Source organism: Trabulsiella guamensis ATCC 49490 (genome assembly GCF_000734965.1).
GTDB classification, from domain to species: Bacteria; Pseudomonadota; Gammaproteobacteria; order Enterobacterales; family Enterobacteriaceae; genus Trabulsiella; species Trabulsiella guamensis.
The window spans coordinates 11471-30064 of sequence record NZ_JMTB01000077.1 but is presented as its reverse complement, the minus strand read 5'-3'; the positions used below and the strand labels follow the sequence as shown (position 1 = coordinate 30064).

At 56.5% G+C, this 18594-nt stretch carries 23 protein-coding genes; 17 read left to right on the top strand and 6 right to left on the bottom strand.

The window, feature by feature from the left end; all coding sequences use genetic code 11:
• Positions 1–139 precede the first annotated feature (139 nt).
• Positions 140–1378 (top strand): alanine transaminase, encoded by a 1239-nt coding sequence (alaC, locus tag GTGU_RS11240; RefSeq protein ID WP_038156848.1) that lies wholly within the window; start codon positions 140–142, stop codon positions 1376–1378.
• A gap of 50 nt (positions 1379–1428) precedes the next feature.
• On the opposite strand, the gene ypdK is transcribed toward alaC, so the two are convergent.
• The 5 genes from ypdK to GTGU_RS11220 form a co-directional block, all read right to left on the bottom strand.
• Positions 1429–1500 (bottom strand): membrane protein YpdK, encoded by a 72-nt coding sequence (gene ypdK, locus GTGU_RS25725; protein WP_010723117.1) that lies wholly within the window; start codon positions 1498–1500, stop codon positions 1429–1431.
• A gap of 330 nt (positions 1501–1830) precedes the next feature.
• Positions 1831–2985 carry a cyanate transporter gene (locus tag GTGU_RS11235; protein WP_211252866.1) on the bottom strand — a complete coding sequence of 385 codons (1155 nt, stop codon included), beginning with the start codon at positions 2983–2985 and terminating at the stop codon, positions 1831–1833.
• Between the two features lie 23 nt (positions 2986–3008).
• On the bottom strand, positions 3009–3467 hold the full coding sequence (locus GTGU_RS11230; RefSeq protein WP_038156846.1) for a nucleoside deaminase: 459 nt from the start codon (positions 3465–3467) through the stop codon (positions 3009–3011).
• A gap of 12 nt (positions 3468–3479) precedes the next feature.
• The gene (cynS, locus tag GTGU_RS11225; RefSeq protein ID WP_038156843.1) at positions 3480–3950 is read right to left on the bottom strand and encodes a cyanase; all 471 of its coding nucleotides are present in this window, start codon (positions 3948–3950) and stop codon (positions 3480–3482) included.
• Positions 3951–3983: 33 nt separating this feature from the next.
• Positions 3984–4643: a carbonic anhydrase gene (locus GTGU_RS11220; protein WP_038156841.1), complete on the bottom strand. Its 660-nt coding sequence runs from the start codon at positions 4641–4643 to the stop codon at positions 3984–3986.
• A gap of 110 nt (positions 4644–4753) precedes the next feature.
• Here GTGU_RS11220 and cynR point away from each other — a divergent pair, with 110 nt between their 5' ends.
• On the top strand, positions 4754–5668 hold the full coding sequence (gene cynR, locus GTGU_RS11215) for a transcriptional regulator CynR (protein WP_038156839.1): 915 nt from the start codon (positions 4754–4756) through the stop codon (positions 5666–5668).
• Here the strand turns inward: cynR and GTGU_RS11210 are convergent.
• Positions 5665–6204, bottom strand: coding sequence for a hypothetical protein (locus GTGU_RS11210; RefSeq protein WP_038156837.1), 540 nt, complete (start codon positions 6202–6204; stop codon positions 5665–5667). The two genes, cynR and GTGU_RS11210, sit on opposite strands and share 4 nt — an antisense overlap.
• A 327-nt stretch (positions 6205–6531) precedes the next feature.
• Between GTGU_RS11210 and napF the strand changes: the two genes are divergently transcribed.
• The 15 genes from napF to GTGU_RS11130 are packed head-to-tail and all read left to right on the top strand — an operon-like array spanning position 6532 to position 18594.
• Positions 6532–7038 carry a ferredoxin-type protein NapF gene (gene napF / locus GTGU_RS24605; protein ID WP_072011961.1) on the top strand — a complete coding sequence of 169 codons (507 nt, stop codon included), beginning with the start codon at positions 6532–6534 and terminating at the stop codon, positions 7036–7038.
• Entirely contained in the window at positions 7013–7276 is a 264-nt protein-coding gene (napD, locus tag GTGU_RS11195; protein ID WP_038156834.1) for a chaperone NapD, read from the top strand. The genes napF and napD overlap by 26 nt, the downstream gene beginning before the upstream one ends.
• Positions 7273–9759, top strand: a complete 2487-nt coding sequence (gene napA / locus GTGU_RS11190; RefSeq protein WP_038156831.1) for a nitrate reductase catalytic subunit NapA — start codon at positions 7273–7275, stop codon at positions 9757–9759. Before napD ends, napA begins: the two co-directional genes overlap by 4 nt.
• A 6-nt stretch (positions 9760–9765) precedes the next feature.
• Positions 9766–10458 carry a ferredoxin-type protein NapG gene (gene napG / locus GTGU_RS11185; RefSeq protein WP_038156829.1) on the top strand — a complete coding sequence of 231 codons (693 nt, stop codon included), beginning with the start codon at positions 9766–9768 and terminating at the stop codon, positions 10456–10458.
• Positions 10445–11308: a quinol dehydrogenase ferredoxin subunit NapH gene (gene napH, locus GTGU_RS11180; RefSeq protein ID WP_038156825.1), complete on the top strand. Its 864-nt coding sequence runs from the start codon at positions 10445–10447 to the stop codon at positions 11306–11308. Before napG ends, napH begins: the two co-directional genes overlap by 14 nt.
• Positions 11305–11754 (top strand): nitrate reductase cytochrome c-type subunit, encoded by a 450-nt coding sequence (gene napB / locus GTGU_RS11175; RefSeq protein WP_038156821.1) that lies wholly within the window; start codon positions 11305–11307, stop codon positions 11752–11754. The genes napH and napB overlap by 4 nt, the downstream gene beginning before the upstream one ends.
• Before the next feature lie 9 nt (positions 11755–11763).
• A complete protein-coding gene (gene napC, locus GTGU_RS11170) occupies positions 11764–12366 on the top strand; it encodes a cytochrome c-type protein NapC (protein ID WP_038156818.1) in 603 nt (200 codons plus the stop codon).
• A 3-nt stretch (positions 12367–12369) separates the two neighbouring features.
• The gene (gene ccmA / locus GTGU_RS11165; protein WP_038156815.1) at positions 12370–12984 is read left to right on the top strand and encodes a cytochrome c biogenesis heme-transporting ATPase CcmA; all 615 of its coding nucleotides are present in this window, start codon (positions 12370–12372) and stop codon (positions 12982–12984) included.
• Complete coding sequence (gene ccmB, locus GTGU_RS11160) at positions 12984–13640, top strand: heme exporter protein CcmB (RefSeq protein ID WP_156964131.1); 657 nt, start codon at positions 12984–12986, stop codon at positions 13638–13640. Before ccmA ends, ccmB begins: the two co-directional genes overlap by 1 nt.
• Positions 13641–13668: 28 nt before the next feature.
• Complete coding sequence (locus GTGU_RS11155) at positions 13669–14406, top strand: heme ABC transporter permease (RefSeq protein ID WP_038156811.1); 738 nt, start codon at positions 13669–13671, stop codon at positions 14404–14406.
• The gene (gene ccmD / locus GTGU_RS11150; RefSeq protein WP_038156808.1) at positions 14403–14615 is read left to right on the top strand and encodes a heme exporter protein CcmD; all 213 of its coding nucleotides are present in this window, start codon (positions 14403–14405) and stop codon (positions 14613–14615) included. The genes GTGU_RS11155 and ccmD overlap by 4 nt, the downstream gene beginning before the upstream one ends.
• A complete protein-coding gene (gene ccmE, locus GTGU_RS11145; RefSeq protein WP_038156805.1) occupies positions 14612–15091 on the top strand; it encodes a cytochrome c maturation protein CcmE in 480 nt (159 codons plus the stop codon). The genes ccmD and ccmE overlap by 4 nt, the downstream gene beginning before the upstream one ends.
• Positions 15088–17010, top strand: a complete 1923-nt coding sequence (locus GTGU_RS11140) for a heme lyase CcmF/NrfE family subunit (RefSeq protein WP_038156803.1) — start codon at positions 15088–15090, stop codon at positions 17008–17010. The genes ccmE and GTGU_RS11140 overlap by 4 nt, the downstream gene beginning before the upstream one ends.
• Complete coding sequence (gene dsbE / locus GTGU_RS11135; protein WP_038156800.1) at positions 17000–17557, top strand: thiol:disulfide interchange protein DsbE; 558 nt, start codon at positions 17000–17002, stop codon at positions 17555–17557. The genes GTGU_RS11140 and dsbE overlap by 11 nt, the downstream gene beginning before the upstream one ends.
• Positions 17554–18594, top strand: coding sequence for a cytochrome c-type biogenesis protein CcmH (locus tag GTGU_RS11130; protein WP_038156797.1), 1041 nt, complete (start codon positions 17554–17556; stop codon positions 18592–18594). Before dsbE ends, GTGU_RS11130 begins: the two co-directional genes overlap by 4 nt.

Below are 18594 nucleotides of genomic sequence, written 5' to 3'. Positions count from 1 at the left end.
TTCCTCTTTTGCAGCTGCGCAATTATTTTTTGTTCATCCTCTCGACAGCAGGAAATTTTTCAGCGTATTTTCTAAAGACGCCACACACGTGGCAGCGTCGCTCGGACGGTCCGGGCGCTAACGTTACTCCGAGGAATCTATGGCTGACTTCAGTCCTGAACGCCGTTTTACGCGTATCGATCGTCTCCCTCCGTATGTTTTTAATATTACTGCCGAGCTGAAAATGGCTGCGCGTCGGCGTGGCGAAGATATTATCGATTTCAGTATGGGCAACCCTGATGGCCCGACACCGCCGCATATCGTCGAGAAACTTTGTACCGTGGCGCAACGCCCGGACACGCACGGTTACTCGGCATCAAGAGGTATTCCCCGCCTGCGTCGGGCCATTTCGCGCTGGTATCTGGATCGCTATCACGTTGATATCGACCCCGAGACCGAAGCGATTGTTACCATCGGCTCGAAAGAGGGGCTGGCGCATCTGATGCTGGCGACGCTCGATCACGGCGATACCGTGCTGGTGCCGAATCCCAGTTATCCGATTCACATATACGGCGCAGTGATTGCCGGCGCGCAGGTGCGCTCGGTGCCGCTGGTGGAAGGCGTCGATTTCTTTAACGAACTGGAACGCGCGATCCGCGAAAGCTACCCGAAACCGAAGATGATGATCCTCGGCTTCCCGTCAAACCCGACGGCGCAATGTGTTGAGCTCGATTTCTTTGAGAAAGTCGTCGCGCTGGCGAAACGCTATGACGTGCTGGTCGTTCATGATCTGGCTTACGCCGATATTGTTTACGATGGCTGGAAAGCGCCGTCAATCATGCAGGTACCCGGCGCGCGAGATGTCGCTGTGGAGTTCTTCACGTTGTCGAAAAGTTACAACATGGCAGGCTGGCGCATCGGTTTTATGGTCGGCAACCCGGTGCTGGTCAACGCGCTGGCGCGTATCAAGAGTTACCATGATTACGGTACCTTTACGCCGCTTCAGGTGGCGGCCATTGCCGCGCTGGAAGGCGATCAGCAATGCGTACGCGACATCGCCGCCCAGTATAAACGACGCCGCGATGTGCTGGTGAAGGGGCTGCACGAAGCAGGCTGGATGGTCGACATGCCGAAAGCGTCGATGTACGTGTGGGCGAAAATCCCGGAACCGTACGCGGAAATGGGATCGCTGGAATTCGCCAAAAAGCTATTGAAAGACGCGAAGGTCTGCGTTTCGCCCGGCATTGGTTTTGGTGACTACGGCGACACGCATGTCCGTTTCGCGCTGATTGAAAACCGCGATCGTATTCGCCAGGCGGTGAGGGGCATTAAGGCGATGTTCCGCGCTGATGGTCTGTTGCCTGCAACGGCAAAAACATCAGCCGAAGAGACGTCATAAAACGCAAACAGGAGCCAGATGGCTCCTGTTTTTTTTGCATTATGCTCAGTTTAGATCATCAGGGCAAAGGTACCGGCCCAAACGATGACCATAAAAGAAATGCCCATAAAGAAATATTTCACGTCTCACCACTCCGCGTTGTACTGATACGCTCAAGTAACTGATTATAGAGAGCTGACACCAGCCCGAAACCGTTTTAGGAATACTCCCGGTTTCGCTGTGGCACCACCTCGGAATTCTGTGCGATCTCGCTCCAGACGGCGCTAATGTACGCCTAAAAATGAGGGGTAGCAAGAGGGATTTTTTTATTTATTTTTAGCGACTTACAACTGTCGTGATTCGGCGACAGATTAATTTCGCAGAGTAATATATTGCATTCGGGCGACGCTTCGAAACGGTAAAAAAGGGCTGAATTACCTTATTGATTTCGCGGGTATTTCGGCCGCTGTCTGTCAGATTTTCTCGATCCACTCTGGCGGGTAGTGCGCAGGAACAAACCGCAGCGTTAACAACATTAACCCTGCCACGCAGAAGGCGTGAAAAGTCCAGTCCATAAGATAATTGCCGCTGAGACTGCGCAGCACGCCGGAAAGGTATGGTGAGAGCCCGGCAATGATAAAACCAATGCCCTGCATAAAGGCGACCAGCCGTCCGGCAATCACTGGATGAGAGGCGTGGTCAAGCGCCAGGACCAGGCAAAGCGGAAACGCGCCACCGAGGCCAAAGCCGCAGATAACCGCCCAAAAAATGGACATATGCAGCGGGGCGGCAATAAACCCACAGAAACCGATCATCTGCAGGAGGAGAGCGAGCATCAGCAGAAATCGGCGATCCTGACGGCGCGCCAGCATCGGCAGGATTAGCGCTCCCGCAGTTTGCCCGACAGTCATCAACGCCAGTAATGTGCCGCTGAACTGGGCGCTGGTGCCAAGCTGAATGTAATACGGCGGCAGCCAGGCGATCAGGCTCGCGTAGCCGCCATTGATGACGCCGAAATAGAGCCCCAGGGTCCACGCGCGGGGATGAAAAGTGATACGCACGCGTGTCGATGCTGTTTTTTGTTCATCCTGCGCCAGCGATTTGCTGTTCGGCCACCAGCCGATCAACGCGATAACGGCGGGCAACGCCCACCAGGCGAGTGATCGATGCCAGACATCGCTGTGCGCGGCGAGCCACGGCGTCAGCGCGGCGCCGAGGCCGCCACCGCCCATCAGCGCGGCGGACCACAGACCCATGACCTGCGGCATACGGCGATGAAAAAGGCGTTTGATGACCGTCGGCATGACCACCTGAATGATCCCTATGCCGATCCCGCCGAGCAGCGCGCTGCTCAGCAGCACTACGCTTTGCGGCGCCAGTTCGCGCAACAGTGCGCCCGTAGCCACCATCAGTAAGCTCAGCGCTACACTGTTGCGCTCGCTGATGTGCGTGTTGATCCAGCTTCCCGCCAGCGCCAGCCCGCCCATCGCCACCACCGGTAACGCAGTGAGCAGGGCGGCGACGGTAAAACTCATCCCGCTGGCGGCGCGCAATTGCGGCAGTAGCGGCCCGACGGAGGTCAACAGCGGCCGCATATTGAGACCCATCAGCACCAGAACCAACAGCATCAGACCAAAACGTGGTGTTTTATTCATGACTGTTTTTGTGCCCATCGCGCGTACAGCGCAATACCGTTTGCCTGTGGACGGTGATAAACCGGCAGCGATTGTTGCTCTGTGGGTTGCTGTAACTGCTGATAGATGGCGGCAGTAGAGAGACTGAAACGTTCACCATCGTTGTTGCTGTTGGCAAAATACACTTCCCGCACGCCAGTAAGATACATCGCGCTCAGGCACATCGGGCAGGGTTGTCCGCTGGCATACACAGTACATTCGCGCAGTGCCGCGCTGCCTGATCGGGCGGATACCGCCCGTATCCCGTTCAGCTCCGCATGGCCAGTGGGATCGTCATCAAGATGTAATGTATTCACGGCTTCCGCCACCACTTCACCCTTGCGCACAATCACCGCGCCAAACGGACGTCCACCCTGCTCAACATTCTTTTCTGCCAGTGTCAGCGCTTGTTGCAGGTAGTCATCATGAGAAGGCATCGTTTACTCCTGTCAGAAAGGTTTGGTTGGCAAATACTTACCATCAAGTGTAATCACCGCCCGCTCGCCACCGTCCGGGTCAGCAACCTTTTTCACATCCAGTTTGAAATTGATGGCGCTGATGATGCCGTCGCCAAATTTCTCGTGGACCAGCGCTTTCAGCGTCGTGCCGTAAACCTGCAACATTTCGTAGAAACGGTACATTGTGGGGTCGGTGGGCACACGATCATCAATGCTGCCGCGCAGCGGAATGGTCTGTAACAGCAGGATGGCATCGTTGTCGAGCTCCAGCTTCTCTCCCACCAGGCGTGCAGCGTCTGCCGGCAAAGCATGCTGGCCCAGCAGTGCGGCGGTAACAAACGCTTCGGCTAAACCGGTACCGTCAGCGAGCTGGGCGAAAGTCAGATCTTTCTTCGCTTTAATGAGCAGGATCTGGTCAGCCAGTGCCAGACGAATATCGCGATTAATTTGTGACTGAATCATGTAAAACCTCTGATGATGTATGGAATAAAAGGGTTATGCCGCAGACGCCGGACGATAAGGCATGGCGCGTGTCTCCGGGTTTTCTGCCAGCGATACGAACTGGCGGGTCACGCCGTCATAAGCTGTGATTTCGCCGCTCTCGATGTCATATACCCAGCCATGCAGGGCGATGCGTCCTTCTTCGAGCGCCAGACGTACCGAAGGGTGAGTCTGAATATTGGCCAGTTGGGCGATGACGTTTTCGCGTACCATTGAGGCGGTTTTGTCATGCAGGTTCAGGTGCTCCCGCGCTTCATTAACCACCCGGGCGGAGTCGGCGTAGCGCAGCCAGTGACCGACAGCAGGCATGTTGTCGAGGCAATGACAACCGGCAATGGCGGTCATGGCGCCGCAGTCGGAATGGCCGCAAATCACAATGTCTGAGACCCGCAGCGCGGCAACCGCGTACTCTACTGAGGCGGTGACGCCGCCGGGTTCCGGGCCGTACGAGGGCACGATATTCCCGGCGTTGCGGATCACAAACAGATCGCCGGGTTCGCGTTGCGTCACCAGTTCGGGCACCAGGCGGCTGTCTGAGCAGGAGATGAATAGCGCGCGTGGGTTTTGCTGTGTGGCAAGGCGTTTGAATAAATCAGCACGTTCAGGAAATGCGTCACGCTGAAATTTCAGAAAGCCGTCAATAATCTCTTTCACGATAAATCCTCTGTCTCGCTATGCGATGACGAGAAGGCTACGCGGATCATTCCATAAGATAAAAGACTCATTTATGATGGAGTCTATTGGAAAAACTTATAGGTGGTCAGATGCTGTTCCGACATATCCATTATTTTCTCGCCGTCGCCGAACACCATGGTTTCACGCGTGCGGCTGCGGCGTTGCATGTCTCGCAACCCGCGCTATCGCAGCAGATAAAACAACTGGAGAGCTTACTGGGCGCGCAGTTGTTCGATCGTACCGGACGCAACACCCGGCTGACCGATGCGGGCGAGGCCTGGCTTCGCTATGCACGAAACGCGCTGCAGGCGCTGGAAGAGGGAAAACGGGCGATTCATGATGTCGAAGATTTAAGCCGGGGTTCGTTGCGTGTTGCCGTCACGCCGACCTTTACGGCGTATTTCATCGGGCCGCTGATTGCCGCGTTTTACGCACGTTACCCCAATGTGACGTTGCAGCTGCAGGAGATGTCGCAGGACAAAATTGAAGAGCTGCTGGTCAATGATGAACTGGATGTGGGGATCGCGTTTGATGAAGTGCACTCGCCGGATATCGACGCACAGACGCTGCTCACCGAAACGCTTGCTCTGGTCGTGGCCCGTCATCATCCGCTGGCGCAACAAAAATCTGTCGGGCTGAGTGTGCTTAACGAGGAAAAACTGATTCTGTTGAGTGCGGAATTCGCTACGCGCGAACAGATTGATCGCTACTGCCGTCAGATGGGATTACGCCCGCAGGTGGCGATGGAAGCCAACTCGATCAACGCAGTATTATCGCTGATCCGCCGGACGCCGTTATCGACGCTGTTACCGGCCGCCATTGCGGTGCAGCGCGATGATTTGATTGCGGTATCGCTGACACCGCCATTGCTGGAAAGAACCGCGGTACTCATGCAGCGCAAGGGAGCCTGGCAGACCGCCGCCGCACGTGCGTTTGTGGCGATGGCGCTGGAGGAAGCGGACAAAGTAGCGCTTCCTCCGAAACGCCAGCAAGGGAGTGATTAATACTTCAGGGTCGAGAGGGAATCTTTACCGGCCTGAGCGTATTTATCTTTGATGTCTTCCGTCGCGTTAAAGGTCGAAATCATCATTTTCCCGTCCATGGAGGAAATCTGCATCACGTTGAAAATCTTCGCGTCAACACCTGGCGTTGTCATCTCCAGACGGGCCATTTTTTTACCGTCGATAGTCATCTCAGAGACCACCGGTGAGAAGGTGTTCATTTGGGTTTTCAGTGCGGTCATTACCTGCGGGAGCAACGCTTCGGTCACACGGTTTTCGGTTACTGCGAACGCGAGCGTCACTTTGCCACCTTCGCTTTCCACATACCAGGCTTCCTGCGGACGCTGACCCGGGTTGGTGTATTTTTTATCCATCAGATCCTTCGGCATCTTCACGAAACCTTCCGGCAGCACAATAGAGGCTTTGCCGTCGAGGATTTTGGTGGCGTTACCGGTGTCTGCGGTGTCGGTGCTGTCACAGGCGGAGAGAAACAGCGCAGAGCTGATCAGCAGTGCGCTAAACATGGCGTTGATTTTCATTGGTTAACTTCCTGTAGTGTTGTTAAGTCCATTGTCAGACCCACGGTCAGTGGTTGAAAAAGGATGCTCACTTTATCAGCCATATTGCAAGAATTTATCTTAAATCGTTGAGTCAGTCCGAAAGCAGATCTGTTGTGATCTGGTCTGCGCAGACGCTGTCGCGCCGCCGGACTGTAACAAATCGTAACTCTTTTTGATCCCGCCACGGCTTTTACCTCCATCGGGGTATGCTCCTGTCCTCCTTCCTCACATAACGTACGTAATAGATGGGTACGCAATAAATATAAGAGTTTTTGATAGATCCCTGAGCCTTGCAAGGAAGTCGTCATGGTGGATGTTACACGTCGCGGCATGTTAACCGGATCCTGGCGTAATGCCGTTCCGGCCATCCGTCCCCCCTGGAGTGGTGGAGAAGCGGATTTTCTCGCGCGCTGTACCCGCTGTGACCGCTGTGTCGAGCACTGTGAAACCGGCGTGCTGAACCGTGGATCCGGGGGGTACCCCACCATCGATTTTCTGCGCGGCGAATGCTCCTTTTGTTATGCCTGCGCGAAGGCCTGCCCCGAATCTCTTTTTTTGCCGCGCCACACCAGGGCATGGGAACTCACGATAACCATCGGAGAACGCTGTCTGGCGCAACAGTCCATCGACTGTCGCCATTGTCAGGATAGCTGTGATGCATCGGCGATTGTCTTTCGTCCCGGGATGAGAGGTATCTGGCAACCGGAATTAAATCAACAAACGTGCAATGGTTGTGGCGCCTGCGTCACCCGTTGCCCGGTCAATGCAATAACGGCGGAGTATAGCCATGGAAACGCTCTGGCAGGTTTGTAGCCTTGTGGTTCAGGCAAAGAATCAGCAGGTTCCTGAGATCAGCAACACGCTGAACGGGCTACCTGGTTGTGAAGTCGCAGTTTTTGATGTCGCAAGCGGCAATCTGGTGGTGGTGGTTGAAGCGACGGAAAGCCAGATGCTGTTAGACACTATCGAGTCGGTACGCAACACAGAGGGCGTGCTGGCGGTTTCGCTGGTATATCACCAGCAGGATGAGCAAGGTGAGGAAGCACCATGAAACTCAGTCGTCGTAGCTTTATGAAAGCTAACGCCGTTGCGGCCGCTGCGGCGGCTGCCGGTCTCAGTGTTCCCGGTGTTGCACGCGCCGTGGTGGGGCAACAGGAAGCCATTAAATGGGATAAGGCGCCATGCCGCTTTTGTGGTACCGGGTGTGGCGTTCTGGTCGGTACGCAAAATGGCCGTATTGTCGCCTGTCAGGGTGACCCCGATGCCCCGGTAAACCGTGGCCTGAACTGCATTAAGGGCTATTTCCTGCCCAAAATCATGTACGGCAAAGACCGTCTTACTCAGCCGTTGCTGCGTATGACCGACGGTAAATTCAATAAAGAAGGCGAATTCACCCCGATCAGCTGGGAACAAGCCTTCGACATCATGGAAGAGAAGTTTAAAACCGCGCTGAAGGAGAAAGGTCCAGAATCGATCGGCATGTTTGGTTCCGGTCAGTGGACCATCTGGGAAGGTTACGCGGCAGCGAAACTGTTCAAAGCCGGTTTCCGCTCCAACAACCTTGATCCTAACGCCCGCCACTGTATGGCGTCGGCGGTAGTGGGCTTTATGCGTACCTTTGGTATGGACGAACCGATGGGCTGTTACGATGATATCGAACATGCCGACGCGTTTGTGCTCTGGGGGTCGAACATGGCGGAGATGCACCCGATTTTGTGGTCGCGCATCACCAACCGCCGACTGGCCAATCCGGACGTTACCGTGGCTGTACTTTCAACCTTCCAGCACCGCAGCTTTGAACTGGCTGACAACGGTATGGTCTTCACGCCGCAAAGCGACCTCGTGATCCTCAACTACATCGCCAACTATCTGATTCAGAACAATGCGGTGAACCAGGATTTCCTCGACAAACACGTCACCCTGCGTAAAGGGACGACGGATATCGGCTACGGTCTGCGCCCGAACCATCCGCTGGAGCAGAAAGCGAAAAACCCTGGCGCCGACACCTCCGAGCCGATGACTTTTGAGGATTACAAAGCATTTGTGGCGGAGTACACCCTTGAAAAAGCCACCCAGATGTCCGGCGTGCCTGCCGATCAGCTGGAAAAACTGGCGCAGCTTTATGCTGACCCGAAGAAAAAGGTCATCTCCTACTGGACGATGGGCTTCAACCAGCATACCCGTGGCGTCTGGGCCAACAACCTCGTTTACAACCTGCACCTGCTGACCGGCAAAATCTCTCAGCCGGGTTGCGGGCCGTTCTCACTGACTGGCCAGCCTTCGGCCTGCGGTACGGCGCGTGAAGTCGGGACCTTCGCCCACCGTCTGCCGGCTGACATGGTGGTGACCAACGAGAAGCATCGTGAAGTCACTGAGAAGCAGTGGAATATTCCGGCAGGGACCATTCCGCCGAAAATCGGTCTGCACGCCGTGGCGCAGGATCGCGCGCTGAAAGACGGCAAGCTGAACGTTTACTGGACCATGTGCACCAACAACATGCAGGCCGGTCCGAACATCAACCAGGAGCGTATGCCAGGCTGGCGCGATCCGCGTAACTTTGTGATCGTTTCCGATCCGTACCCGACGGTGAGCGCGCTGGCGGCGGATCTGATTCTGCCTACCGCTATGTGGGTAGAAAAAGAAGGGGCCTACGGTAACGCCGAGCGTCGTACTCAGTTCTGGCGCCAGCAGATCAAAGCACCGGGCGAAGCAAAATCCGACCTGTGGCAGATTGTCCAGTTTGCTCGTCGTTTCAAAACCGAAGAGGTGTGGAGCGAAGAGTTGCTGGCGAAGAAACCAGAACTGCGTGGCAAAACATTGTTTGACGTGCTGTTTGCGAACGCTGAAACCACCAAATTCCCGCTCACTGAGCTGGCGGAAGGGCAGCTTAATGACGAGTCCCGTGACGTTGGTTTCTATCTGCAAAAAGGGCTGTTCGAAGAGTATGCCGCCTTTGGTCGCGGACATGCCCATGACCTGGCGCCGTTCGACGATTACCACAAAGCACGCGGTCTGCGCTGGCCGGTCATCAACGGGAAAGAGACGTTGTGGCGATACAGCGAAGGCAACGACCCGTACGTGAAAGCGGGCGAGAGCTACAAGTTCTACGGCAAGCCGGACGGCAAAGCGACTATTTTCGCCCTGCCGTACGAGCCGCCCGCAGAAGCGCCGGACAGCGAATACGATCTCTGGCTGTCAACTGGGCGTGTGCTGGAGCACTGGCATACCGGCAGTATGACTCGCCGTGTTGAGGAACTGCACCGCGCCTTCCCGGAAGGGGTGGTGTTTATGCACCCGCAGGATGCGAAATCACGCAATCTGCGTCGTGGCGACAAGGTAAAAGTCATCTCCCGCCGTGGCGAAGTGGTCTCCATCGTCGAGACGCGTGGTCGTAACCGTACGCCGCAGGGTCTCGTGTATATGGCGTTCTTTGACGCCGCACAGTTGACCAACGCACTGACGCTGGATGCGACAGATCCGATCTCGAAAGAGACGGATTACAAGAAGTGCGCCGTTAAACTGGCAAAGGTGTAACGTATCATGTCCCGGGTCGTGAAGTCGCAAGGTCGTCGCCGCTTTCTGCGTGATATGGTTCGCGCAGCGGGTGGGCTGACCGTCGTTGGCGTCGCGCTGGGTTTGCAACAGCAGACCGCGCGTGCCAGTGGCGTGCGGCTGCGCCCACCAGGCGCGCTGGCGGAAAATGCCTTTGCCAGTGCCTGTATCCGTTGCGGTCAGTGCGTTCAGGCTTGCCCGTACGACACCCTGAAGCTGGCGACGCTGGCGTCAGGGTTGTCGGCGGGGACGCCGTATTTCGTCGCCCGTGATATTCCCTGCGAAATGTGCGAAGACGTTCCCTGTGCAGTGGTCTGCCCGAGTGGCGCGCTGGACAGCGAAATTGCTTCTATTGACGATGCCCGGATGGGGCTGGCAGTCCTGCTCGATCAGGAAAACTGCCTGAACTATCAGGGCTTACGCTGCGATGTCTGCTATCGCGTCTGCCCGTCTATCGATAAGGCGATTACGCTCGAACTGGATCGCAACATGCGCACTGGCAAACATGCCCGCTTTATACCGACTGTCCACAGCGATGCCTGTACCGGCTGCGGGAAATGCGAGAAAGCCTGTGTGCTGGAACAGCCGGCAATAAAAGTGTTGCCGCTGTCGCTGGCGAAAGGGGAACTGGGGCACCACTACCGTTTCGGTTGGCTGGAGGGAAGCGATGGCAAACCGTAAATGCGACGCTGGCCGTGAAGCGCTGGCGAAAAAAGGATGGTGGCGCAGTTACAAATGGCTGGTGTTGCGCCGCGTGAGTCAACTGTTGATCCTCGGCATGTTCCTGAGCGGACCATGGTACGGCATCTGGATCCTGCGCGGAAACTACAGCGGCAGTCTGTTGCTCGATACCGTGCCGCTTACCGATCCGCTGATGGTTCTGCAAAGCCTCGCCAGCGGTCATTTGCCCGCCGTTCTCGGGCTAACCGGTGCCATTATCATCGTACTGTTTTATGCCATCGCAGGGAAACGACTGTTCTGCAGTTGGGTCTGCCCGGTGAATCCGATTACCGATCTCGCCAGCTGGCTTCGTCGCCGGCTCGATATCAGCCAGTCCGCCACCATTCCCCGTTATCTGCGCTATTTGCTGCTGGTGATGGTGCTGGTGGGCGCAGCGATCACCGGCACGCTCATCTGGGAGTGGATAAACCCGGTGTCGTTGACAGGGCGTAGTCTGGTGTCCGGGTTTGGTACTGGCGCGTTTCTGCTGCTGGCGCTGTTCTTGTTTGATTTGCTGGTAGTAGAACATGGCTGGTGTGGGCATCTTTGCCCGCTGGGGGCGCTGTATGGCGTGGTGAGCAGCAAAGGCGTGCTGACGGTGTCAGCGAAAGGGCGTGGTAAATGTTCGCGCTGTATGGATTGTTTTCACGTTTGCCCGGAGCCGCATGTGTTACGTGCTCCGGTTCTGGATGAGCAAAGTCCGGTGCAGATCACCGGCCGCGATTGCATGACCTGCGGCCGCTGTGTGGATGTCTGCCCTGAGGATGTATTCACAATAACTACACGATGGAGTTCGGGAGCGAAATCATGAAAAACCATGTCCTGATAAAGGCGTTTAGTCAAGGGATGGCGGCGCTGGCCCTGGTAGTAAGCGGGATGGTTTGGGCGGCGAATGGTGTGGATTTCAGCCAGTCGCCTGAAGTGTCGGGAACGCAGGAAGGGGCGATCCACATGCCGAAAGAGCAGGAGCGGATGGCGCTGAACTACGTCAACCAGCCGCCGATGATCCCGCACAGTGTGGATGGCTACCAGGTAACCACTAACACCAATCGCTGCTTACAGTGTCACGGTGTGGAGAGTTACCGCACCACAGGTTCGCCGCGCATCAGCCCGACCCATTTCATGGACAGCGACGGTAAAGTGCTGGCTGAAGTGTCGGCGAGCCGGTATTTCTGCCTGCAATGCCACGTGCCGCAGACCAATGCCGCGCCGATTGTCGAAAATACATTTACCCCGTCGAAAGGGTTCGGGAAGTAAGAGGCTGCTATGGAAACATCGAACCGTAAACCGGGAATTATTCGACGCCTCTGGCAATGGTGGCGGCGACCGAGCCGCCTGGCACTGGGAACGCTGTTGCTGACAGGGTTTATCGCCGGGATTATTTTCTGGGGTGGATTCAACACCGGCATGGAAATGTCTAATCGTGAAGAGTTCTGCATCAGTTGCCACGAAATGCGCAATACCGTTTATCAGGAATATATGGAAACGGTGCATTACAACAACCGTAGCGGCGTGCGTGCAACCTGTCCGGATTGCCACGTTCCGCACGAGTGGGCACCGAAAATGTTGCGCAAGATCCAGGCAAGCAAAGAACTTTACGGAAAAGTGATGGGCCTGATTGACACGCCACAGAAGTTTGAAGACCATCGCCTCACGATGGCGCAGAACGAATGGCGTCGAATGAAAAACAACAACTCACAAGAGTGTCGGAACTGTCACAACTTCGAATTCATGGATCTGACGATGCAGAAAGGTGTGGCAGCGAAGATGCACGATCAGGCAGTTAAGGACGGGCAAACCTGTATCGATTGCCACAAGGGTATTGCACACAAACTGCCGGACATGCGTGAAGTAGAGAATGGATTTTAACCCATGCTTGAAGTGGTAACGTTGTACTGCGAACGAGACGACAGGGTACTGTTTAGCGACCTGTCGTTTGAGGTCAACGCAGGTGAGTGGGTGCAAATCACCGGCGGTAATGGCGCGGGCAAAACAACCTTGCTGCGCCTGCTGACTGGGCTATCGCGTCCCGATGACGGGGAGGTGCTCTGGCAAGGAACGCCAGTCTCCCGACAACGGGATGTGTTCCACCAACAACTTCTCTGGATAGGTCATCAGCCGGGTATTAAAGCCCGGCTGACCGCGCTTGAGAATTTACGTTTTTTCCACCACGACAGCTCCTTGCAGGCCTGCTTTTCCGCGCTGGCGCAGGCAGGGCTGGCCGGTTTTGAAGATATTCCCGTTAATCAACTTTCCGCAGGCCAGCAGCGCCGCGTTGCCTTGTCGCGCCTGTGGCTGAGCCGCGCACCGCTGTGGATCCTCGATGAGCCGTTTACCGCCATTGATGTTACTGGCGTTGAACATCTGACCGCGCAGATGAGCGCCCATACGGAGCAGGGTGGCATGGTGATCCTCACGACCCATCAGCCGCTTCATGTCGGCGACGATAAACTGCGCCGCGTCGCCCTGACGGGAGGTGCGGCATAATGTGGCAAATTTTCCGACTTGAGCTACGGGTAGCGTTTCGTCACAGCGCGGACATCGCAAATCCGTTATGGTTCTTCTTAATCGTTATCACTCTGTTTCCGTTGGGTATTGGGCCTGAACCGCAACTGCTGGTACGCATCACGCCAGGCGTAATCTGGGTCGCTGCGCTACTTGCCTCGTTGCTGGCGCTGGAACGTCTGTTTCGCGATGACCTGCAGGACGGCAGCCTTGAGCAACTGATGTTGTTACCGCTGCCATTACCAGCGGTGGTGCTGGCTAAAGTGCTTGCGCATTGGGTGGTGACCGGACTACCGCTGATTATCCTCTCTCCGTTGGCGGCTTTGCTGATGGGCATGGATGTTCACACCTGGCAGGTGATGGCGCTGACGCTGTTGCTGGGAACGCCGACACTGGGTTTCCTCGGCGCGCCAGGCGTCGGGCTGACGGTCGGTATCAAGCGTGGTGGCGTATTACTCAGTGTGCTGGTGTTGCCATTAACCATCCCACTGCTGATTTTTGCGACAGCGGCGATTGACGCCGCGACAATGCATCTGCCGGTTGACGGCTATCTGGCAATACTTGGTGCGCTGCTGGCAGGCAGTGCAACGTTAAGTCCCTTTGTGACTGCAGCAGCGTTACGCATCAGCATGCAGTAACTGGATGCGAAAGGATTGGGTGACAACTATGTGGAAACAACTTCATCAACTGGCGATACCGCCCCGACTCTATCGGCTCTGCAGCGTGCTTATTCCCTGGTTCGCCATCGCCAGCCTGTTGGTACTGCTGACAGGCTGGATCTGGGGATTCGGCTTCGCGCCCTCGGATTATCAGCAGGGACAAAGCTACCGCATTATTTATCTGCACGTCCCGGCGGCTATCTGGTCGATGGGGATTTACGCTTCCATGGCGATCGCAGCGTTTATCGGCCTGGTGTGGCAAATGAAAATGGCTAACCTTGCCGTCGCCGCGATGGCCCCGGTCGGTGCCGTTTTCACCTTCATCGCACTGGTCACGGGATCTGCCTGGGGCAAACCCATGTGGGGGACCTGGTGGGTATGGGACGCCCGCCTGACCTCTGAACTGGTGTTGCTGTTTCTCTACGTTGGTGCCATCGCGCTGTGGTACGCCTTTGAAGACCGCAAAATCGCCGGGCGTGCGGTCGGGATCCTGGTGCTGATTGGCGTCGTCAATCTGCCGATTATTCACTACTCCGTGGAGTGGTGGAATACGTTGCATCAGGGGTCGACCCGCATGCAGCAAAGTATCTCCCCGTTGATGCGTACGCCGCTGCGCTGGTCAATTGTGGGCTTCCTGCTTCTTTTCGTCACCCTTACCCTGATGCGAATGCGTACCCTGATTTTGCTACAGGAGCGCCGTCGCCCGTGGGTCAGCGAGCTTATCGCTAAGCGAGGTCGCTTGTGAACAGCGCATTTGCATCCTGGTCTGATTTTTTTGCCATGGGCGGTTACGGCTTTTATGTCTGGCTGGCCGTCGGTTTTACTGTTTTTCCCCTGCTGGCGCTCTGTTTCCATAGCTGGGCGCAGCATCGCGCCATTTTGCGTGGGCTTAAGCAACAGCAGGAAAGGGAAGCGCGCATGCGTGCCGCGAAAATGCAGAAGGAGCTTGCATGAATATTCGTCGTAAAAACCGTTTGTGGCTGGCGCTCGCTGTGCTGGCGGGTTTAGCCCTGACGGCAACGCTGGTGCTCTACGCCCTGCGTTCGAATATTGACCTTTTTTATACGCCTGGCGAAATCGTCTACGGCAAGCGCGAGACGCACCAGTTGCCGGAAGTGGGGCAGCGTCTGCGCGTCGGCGGTATGGTGATGCCGGGCAGCGTGAAGCGTGATCCGGATTCGCTGAAAGTGACTTTCACTGTCTACGACGCGGAAGCAGAAATCAACGTCAGTTACGAAGGCATTCTGCCGGATCTGTTCCGTGAAGGGCAGGGCGTCGTGGTGCAGGGTGAACTGCAAAAAGGCGACAGCGTGGTGGCAAAAGAGGTGCTGGCGAAGCATGACGAGAACTACACACCGCCTGAAGTGGAAAAAGCGATGCAGGATAACCATCGTCGTCCCGCCAGTTTCTACAAGGAAAACGCCTCATGATGCCTGAAGTCGGCAATGCGTTGCTGTGTCTGGCGCTCGGCCTGGCGCTTTTGCTCTCCGGCTATCCACTGTTGGGTGTGGCAAGAGGCGACACGCGCCTGATGGCGATGGCGCGTCCGCTCGCCTGGCTGTTGTTTATTGTGGTCTGTGGCGCCTTTGCCATTCTGATCCACGCCTTTGTGGTCAATGATTTCACCGTGTTGTATGTCGCCAGCAACTCCAATACACAGTTGCCGGTCTGGTATCGCGTCGCGGCGACCTGGGGCGCTCATGAAGGCTCACTCCTGTTATGGGTACTGTTGATGAGTGGCTGGACGTTTGCCGTAGCTATCTTCAGCCGCGCGATCCCGCTCGATATCGTCGCGCGGGTGCTGGCGGTGATGGGCATGGTGAGCGTCGGCTTTCTGGTCTTTATCCTGTTCACCTCCAACCCATTTAACCGTACCCTGCCGGAATTCCCGATAGAAGGACGCGATCTCAATCCGCTATTGCAGGATCCAGGGCTGATTTTCCACCCGCCATTGCTTTATATGGGCTATGTCGGCTTCTCGGTGGCCTTTGCCTTTGCCATTGCTTCATTATTGAGCGGTCGTCTCGACAGCACTTACGCGCGTTTTTCTCGCCCCTGGACGCTGGCGGCGTGGATATTTCTGACGCTGGGTATTGTGCTGGGCTCTGCCTGGGCATATTACGAGCTGGGCTGGGGCGGCTGGTGGTTCTGGGATCCGGTCGAAAACGCCTCGTTTATGCCGTGGCTGGTGGGCACCGCACTGATGCACTCGCTGGCGGTCACCGAACAGCGTGCCAGCTTTAAAGCCTGGACGTTGCTGCTGGCGATCACCGCGTTTTCGCTCTGTCTGCTCGGCACCTTCCTGGTGCGTTCCGGGGTACTGGTCTCCGTTCACGCGTTTGCCTCTGATCCGGCGCGCGGGATGTTTATTCTGGCCTTTATGGTGCTGGTGATCGGCGGTTCCTTACTGTTGTTTGCGGTCAGAGGGCATCGCGTGCGGTCTCGGGTGAATAACGCGCTGTGGTCCCGCGAGTCATTACTGCTCGCTAATAACGTCCTGCTGGTGGCGGCGATGCTGGTGGTGTTGCTGGGCACGCTGCTGCCGCTGGTGCATAAACAGCTGGGACTTGGCAGTATCTCTGTCGGTGAGCCGTTCTTTAATACGTTATTCAGCGCGCTGATGGCACCGTTTGCGCTGCTGCTGGGTATTGGCCCGCTGATTCGCTGGGGACGCGATCGCCCCGGCAGATACAAAAAATTGTTCCTGCTGGCGCTGATGTCGACGCTGGCACTGTCGTTGCTGCTGCCGCTGTTGCTACAGGATCACATCATGGCAATGACCGTGGCCGGTCTGGCGATGGCGAGCTGGGTGCTGGTGCTGGTTTTTGCGGAAGTCGTCCTGCGCCTGAAGAAGGGCAACAAACTCACCGCCAGCTATTGCGGCATGGTGCTCGGGCATATTGGACTGGCGGTGACCGTGGTCGGTATCGCGTTCAGTCAGAACTATAGCGTGGAACGTGACGTACGCATGAAGGCAGGCGATTCGGTTGATATTCACAACTATCGCTTTATTTTCCGTCAGGTGGAAGAGCGTACCGGTCCGAACTGGCGCGGCGGCGCGGCGATCATCGACGTCACCCGTAATGGCAAGCCTGAAGCGACGTTGCATGCCGAAAAACGCTTTTATAACTCCAGCAGCATGATGATGACGGAAGCCGCGGTTGATGGCGGCGTGACGCGTGATCTGTATGCGGCGCTGGGTGAAGAACTGGATAACGGCGCGTGGGCGGTTCGCCTCTATTACAAACCGTTCATCCGCTGGATCTGGGCGGGCGGTATTCTGATGTCGTTAGGTGGCCTGTGCTGTCTGTTCGACCCGCGTTATCGCAGGAGGCCACATGAAGCGTAATGTTCTGCTGATCCCCTTTTTCATTTTCCTCGCCATTGCCGCGGCGCTGTTGTGGCAGCTGGCGCGCAATGCTGAGGGTGATACCCCGACGAATCTCGAATCGGCGTTGATTGGCAAACCGGTACCGGCGTTCCGTCTGGAGTCGCTGGACGAGCCGGGAAAAGTGTATGACGCGGCAGTGCTGACGCAGGGGAAACCTGTGCTGCTGAACGTCTGGGCGACCTGGTGCCCGACCTGCCGTGCGGAACATCAGTTCCTCAACCAGCTTGCCGCGCAGGGCGTGCGCGTGGTGGGCATGAACTATAAAGATGAACGGGCGAAAGCGATGACCTGGCTGAAAGAACTGGGTAATCCGTATGCGTTAAGCCTGTTTGACGGTGACGGCATGCTGGGACTGGATCTCGGCGTCTACGGCGCGCCAGAAACGTTTCTTATTGATGGCAAAGGGATTATTCGCTATCGCCACGCCGGTGATATGAATATAAAAGTCTGGGAACAGGAAGTGAAACCGCTGTGGGATCGCTACAGTCAGGAGGCGAAATCATGAGAGCGCTACTGTTCAGCCTGTTGGTGCTGTTTTCCGCTGTCGCCTTTGCGACGACTGACGTGATGACGTTTCGCGATGAGGCGCAGGAGCAACAGTTCCGGCAACTGACTGCCGAACTGCGTTGCCCGAAATGCCAGAACAACAGCATTGCCGACTCCAATTCCATGATCTCCGTTGACATGCGTCAGAAGGTGTATGAACTGATGCAGGAAGGGAAGAGCAAGCAGGAAGTGATCGATTACATGGTGGCGCGCTACGGCAATTTCGTCACCTACGATCCACCGCTCACGCCACTGACGGTGCTGCTGTGGTTGATCCCGGCGGTGGCGGTACTGGCGGGCGGATGGGTGATTTTTGCCCGTACGCGGCGCCGGGTGTTGAAAGCGAAAGATGAAGTTGTGCCACAGCCGACTGCTGCGGCACCGCTGAATTTATGGCTGCTGGTGCCGGGTGTGGTGGTGGCGCTGAGTCTCAGCGGCTGGGCTTACTACCAGGTCGGCGGCTATGCGAAGGTGCGAGTCTGGAACCTGGCGACGGCGCAAACCGATGAGCTGATGGGGCGCGTGCTTGATCAAAAAGCGAAAGCGCTTAACGTCGAGGAGATGTCACGTCTGGCGCTGGGGCTGCGGACGCAATTGCAGAATAAACCCAATGATGTTGATGGCTGGATGATGCTGGGGCGTATCGGGATGGTACTGGATAATGCCAGCACGGCGACAGATGCGTGGGGGCGCGCTTATGCGCTGGCGCCCACCAACAGTGAAGTGGCTGTGGGATACGCTCAGGTGCTGATCCGCTCGCCGGACAGCAATGACAACCGCCGCGGCGGTGAGTTACTTCGCGCGCTGGTGAAAACGAATCATGCTGATGTGCGGGTGCTTAGTCTGTATGCCTTTAACGCTTTTGAAGAGCAGCGCTACGATGAGGCGATTTCGTCATGGCAACTGATGCTGAAGCTACTGCCTGGCGGTGATCAGCGCCGCGCCATCATTGAGCGCAGCATCGCACAGGCAATACAACAGCGGGGTGGCAGCTAA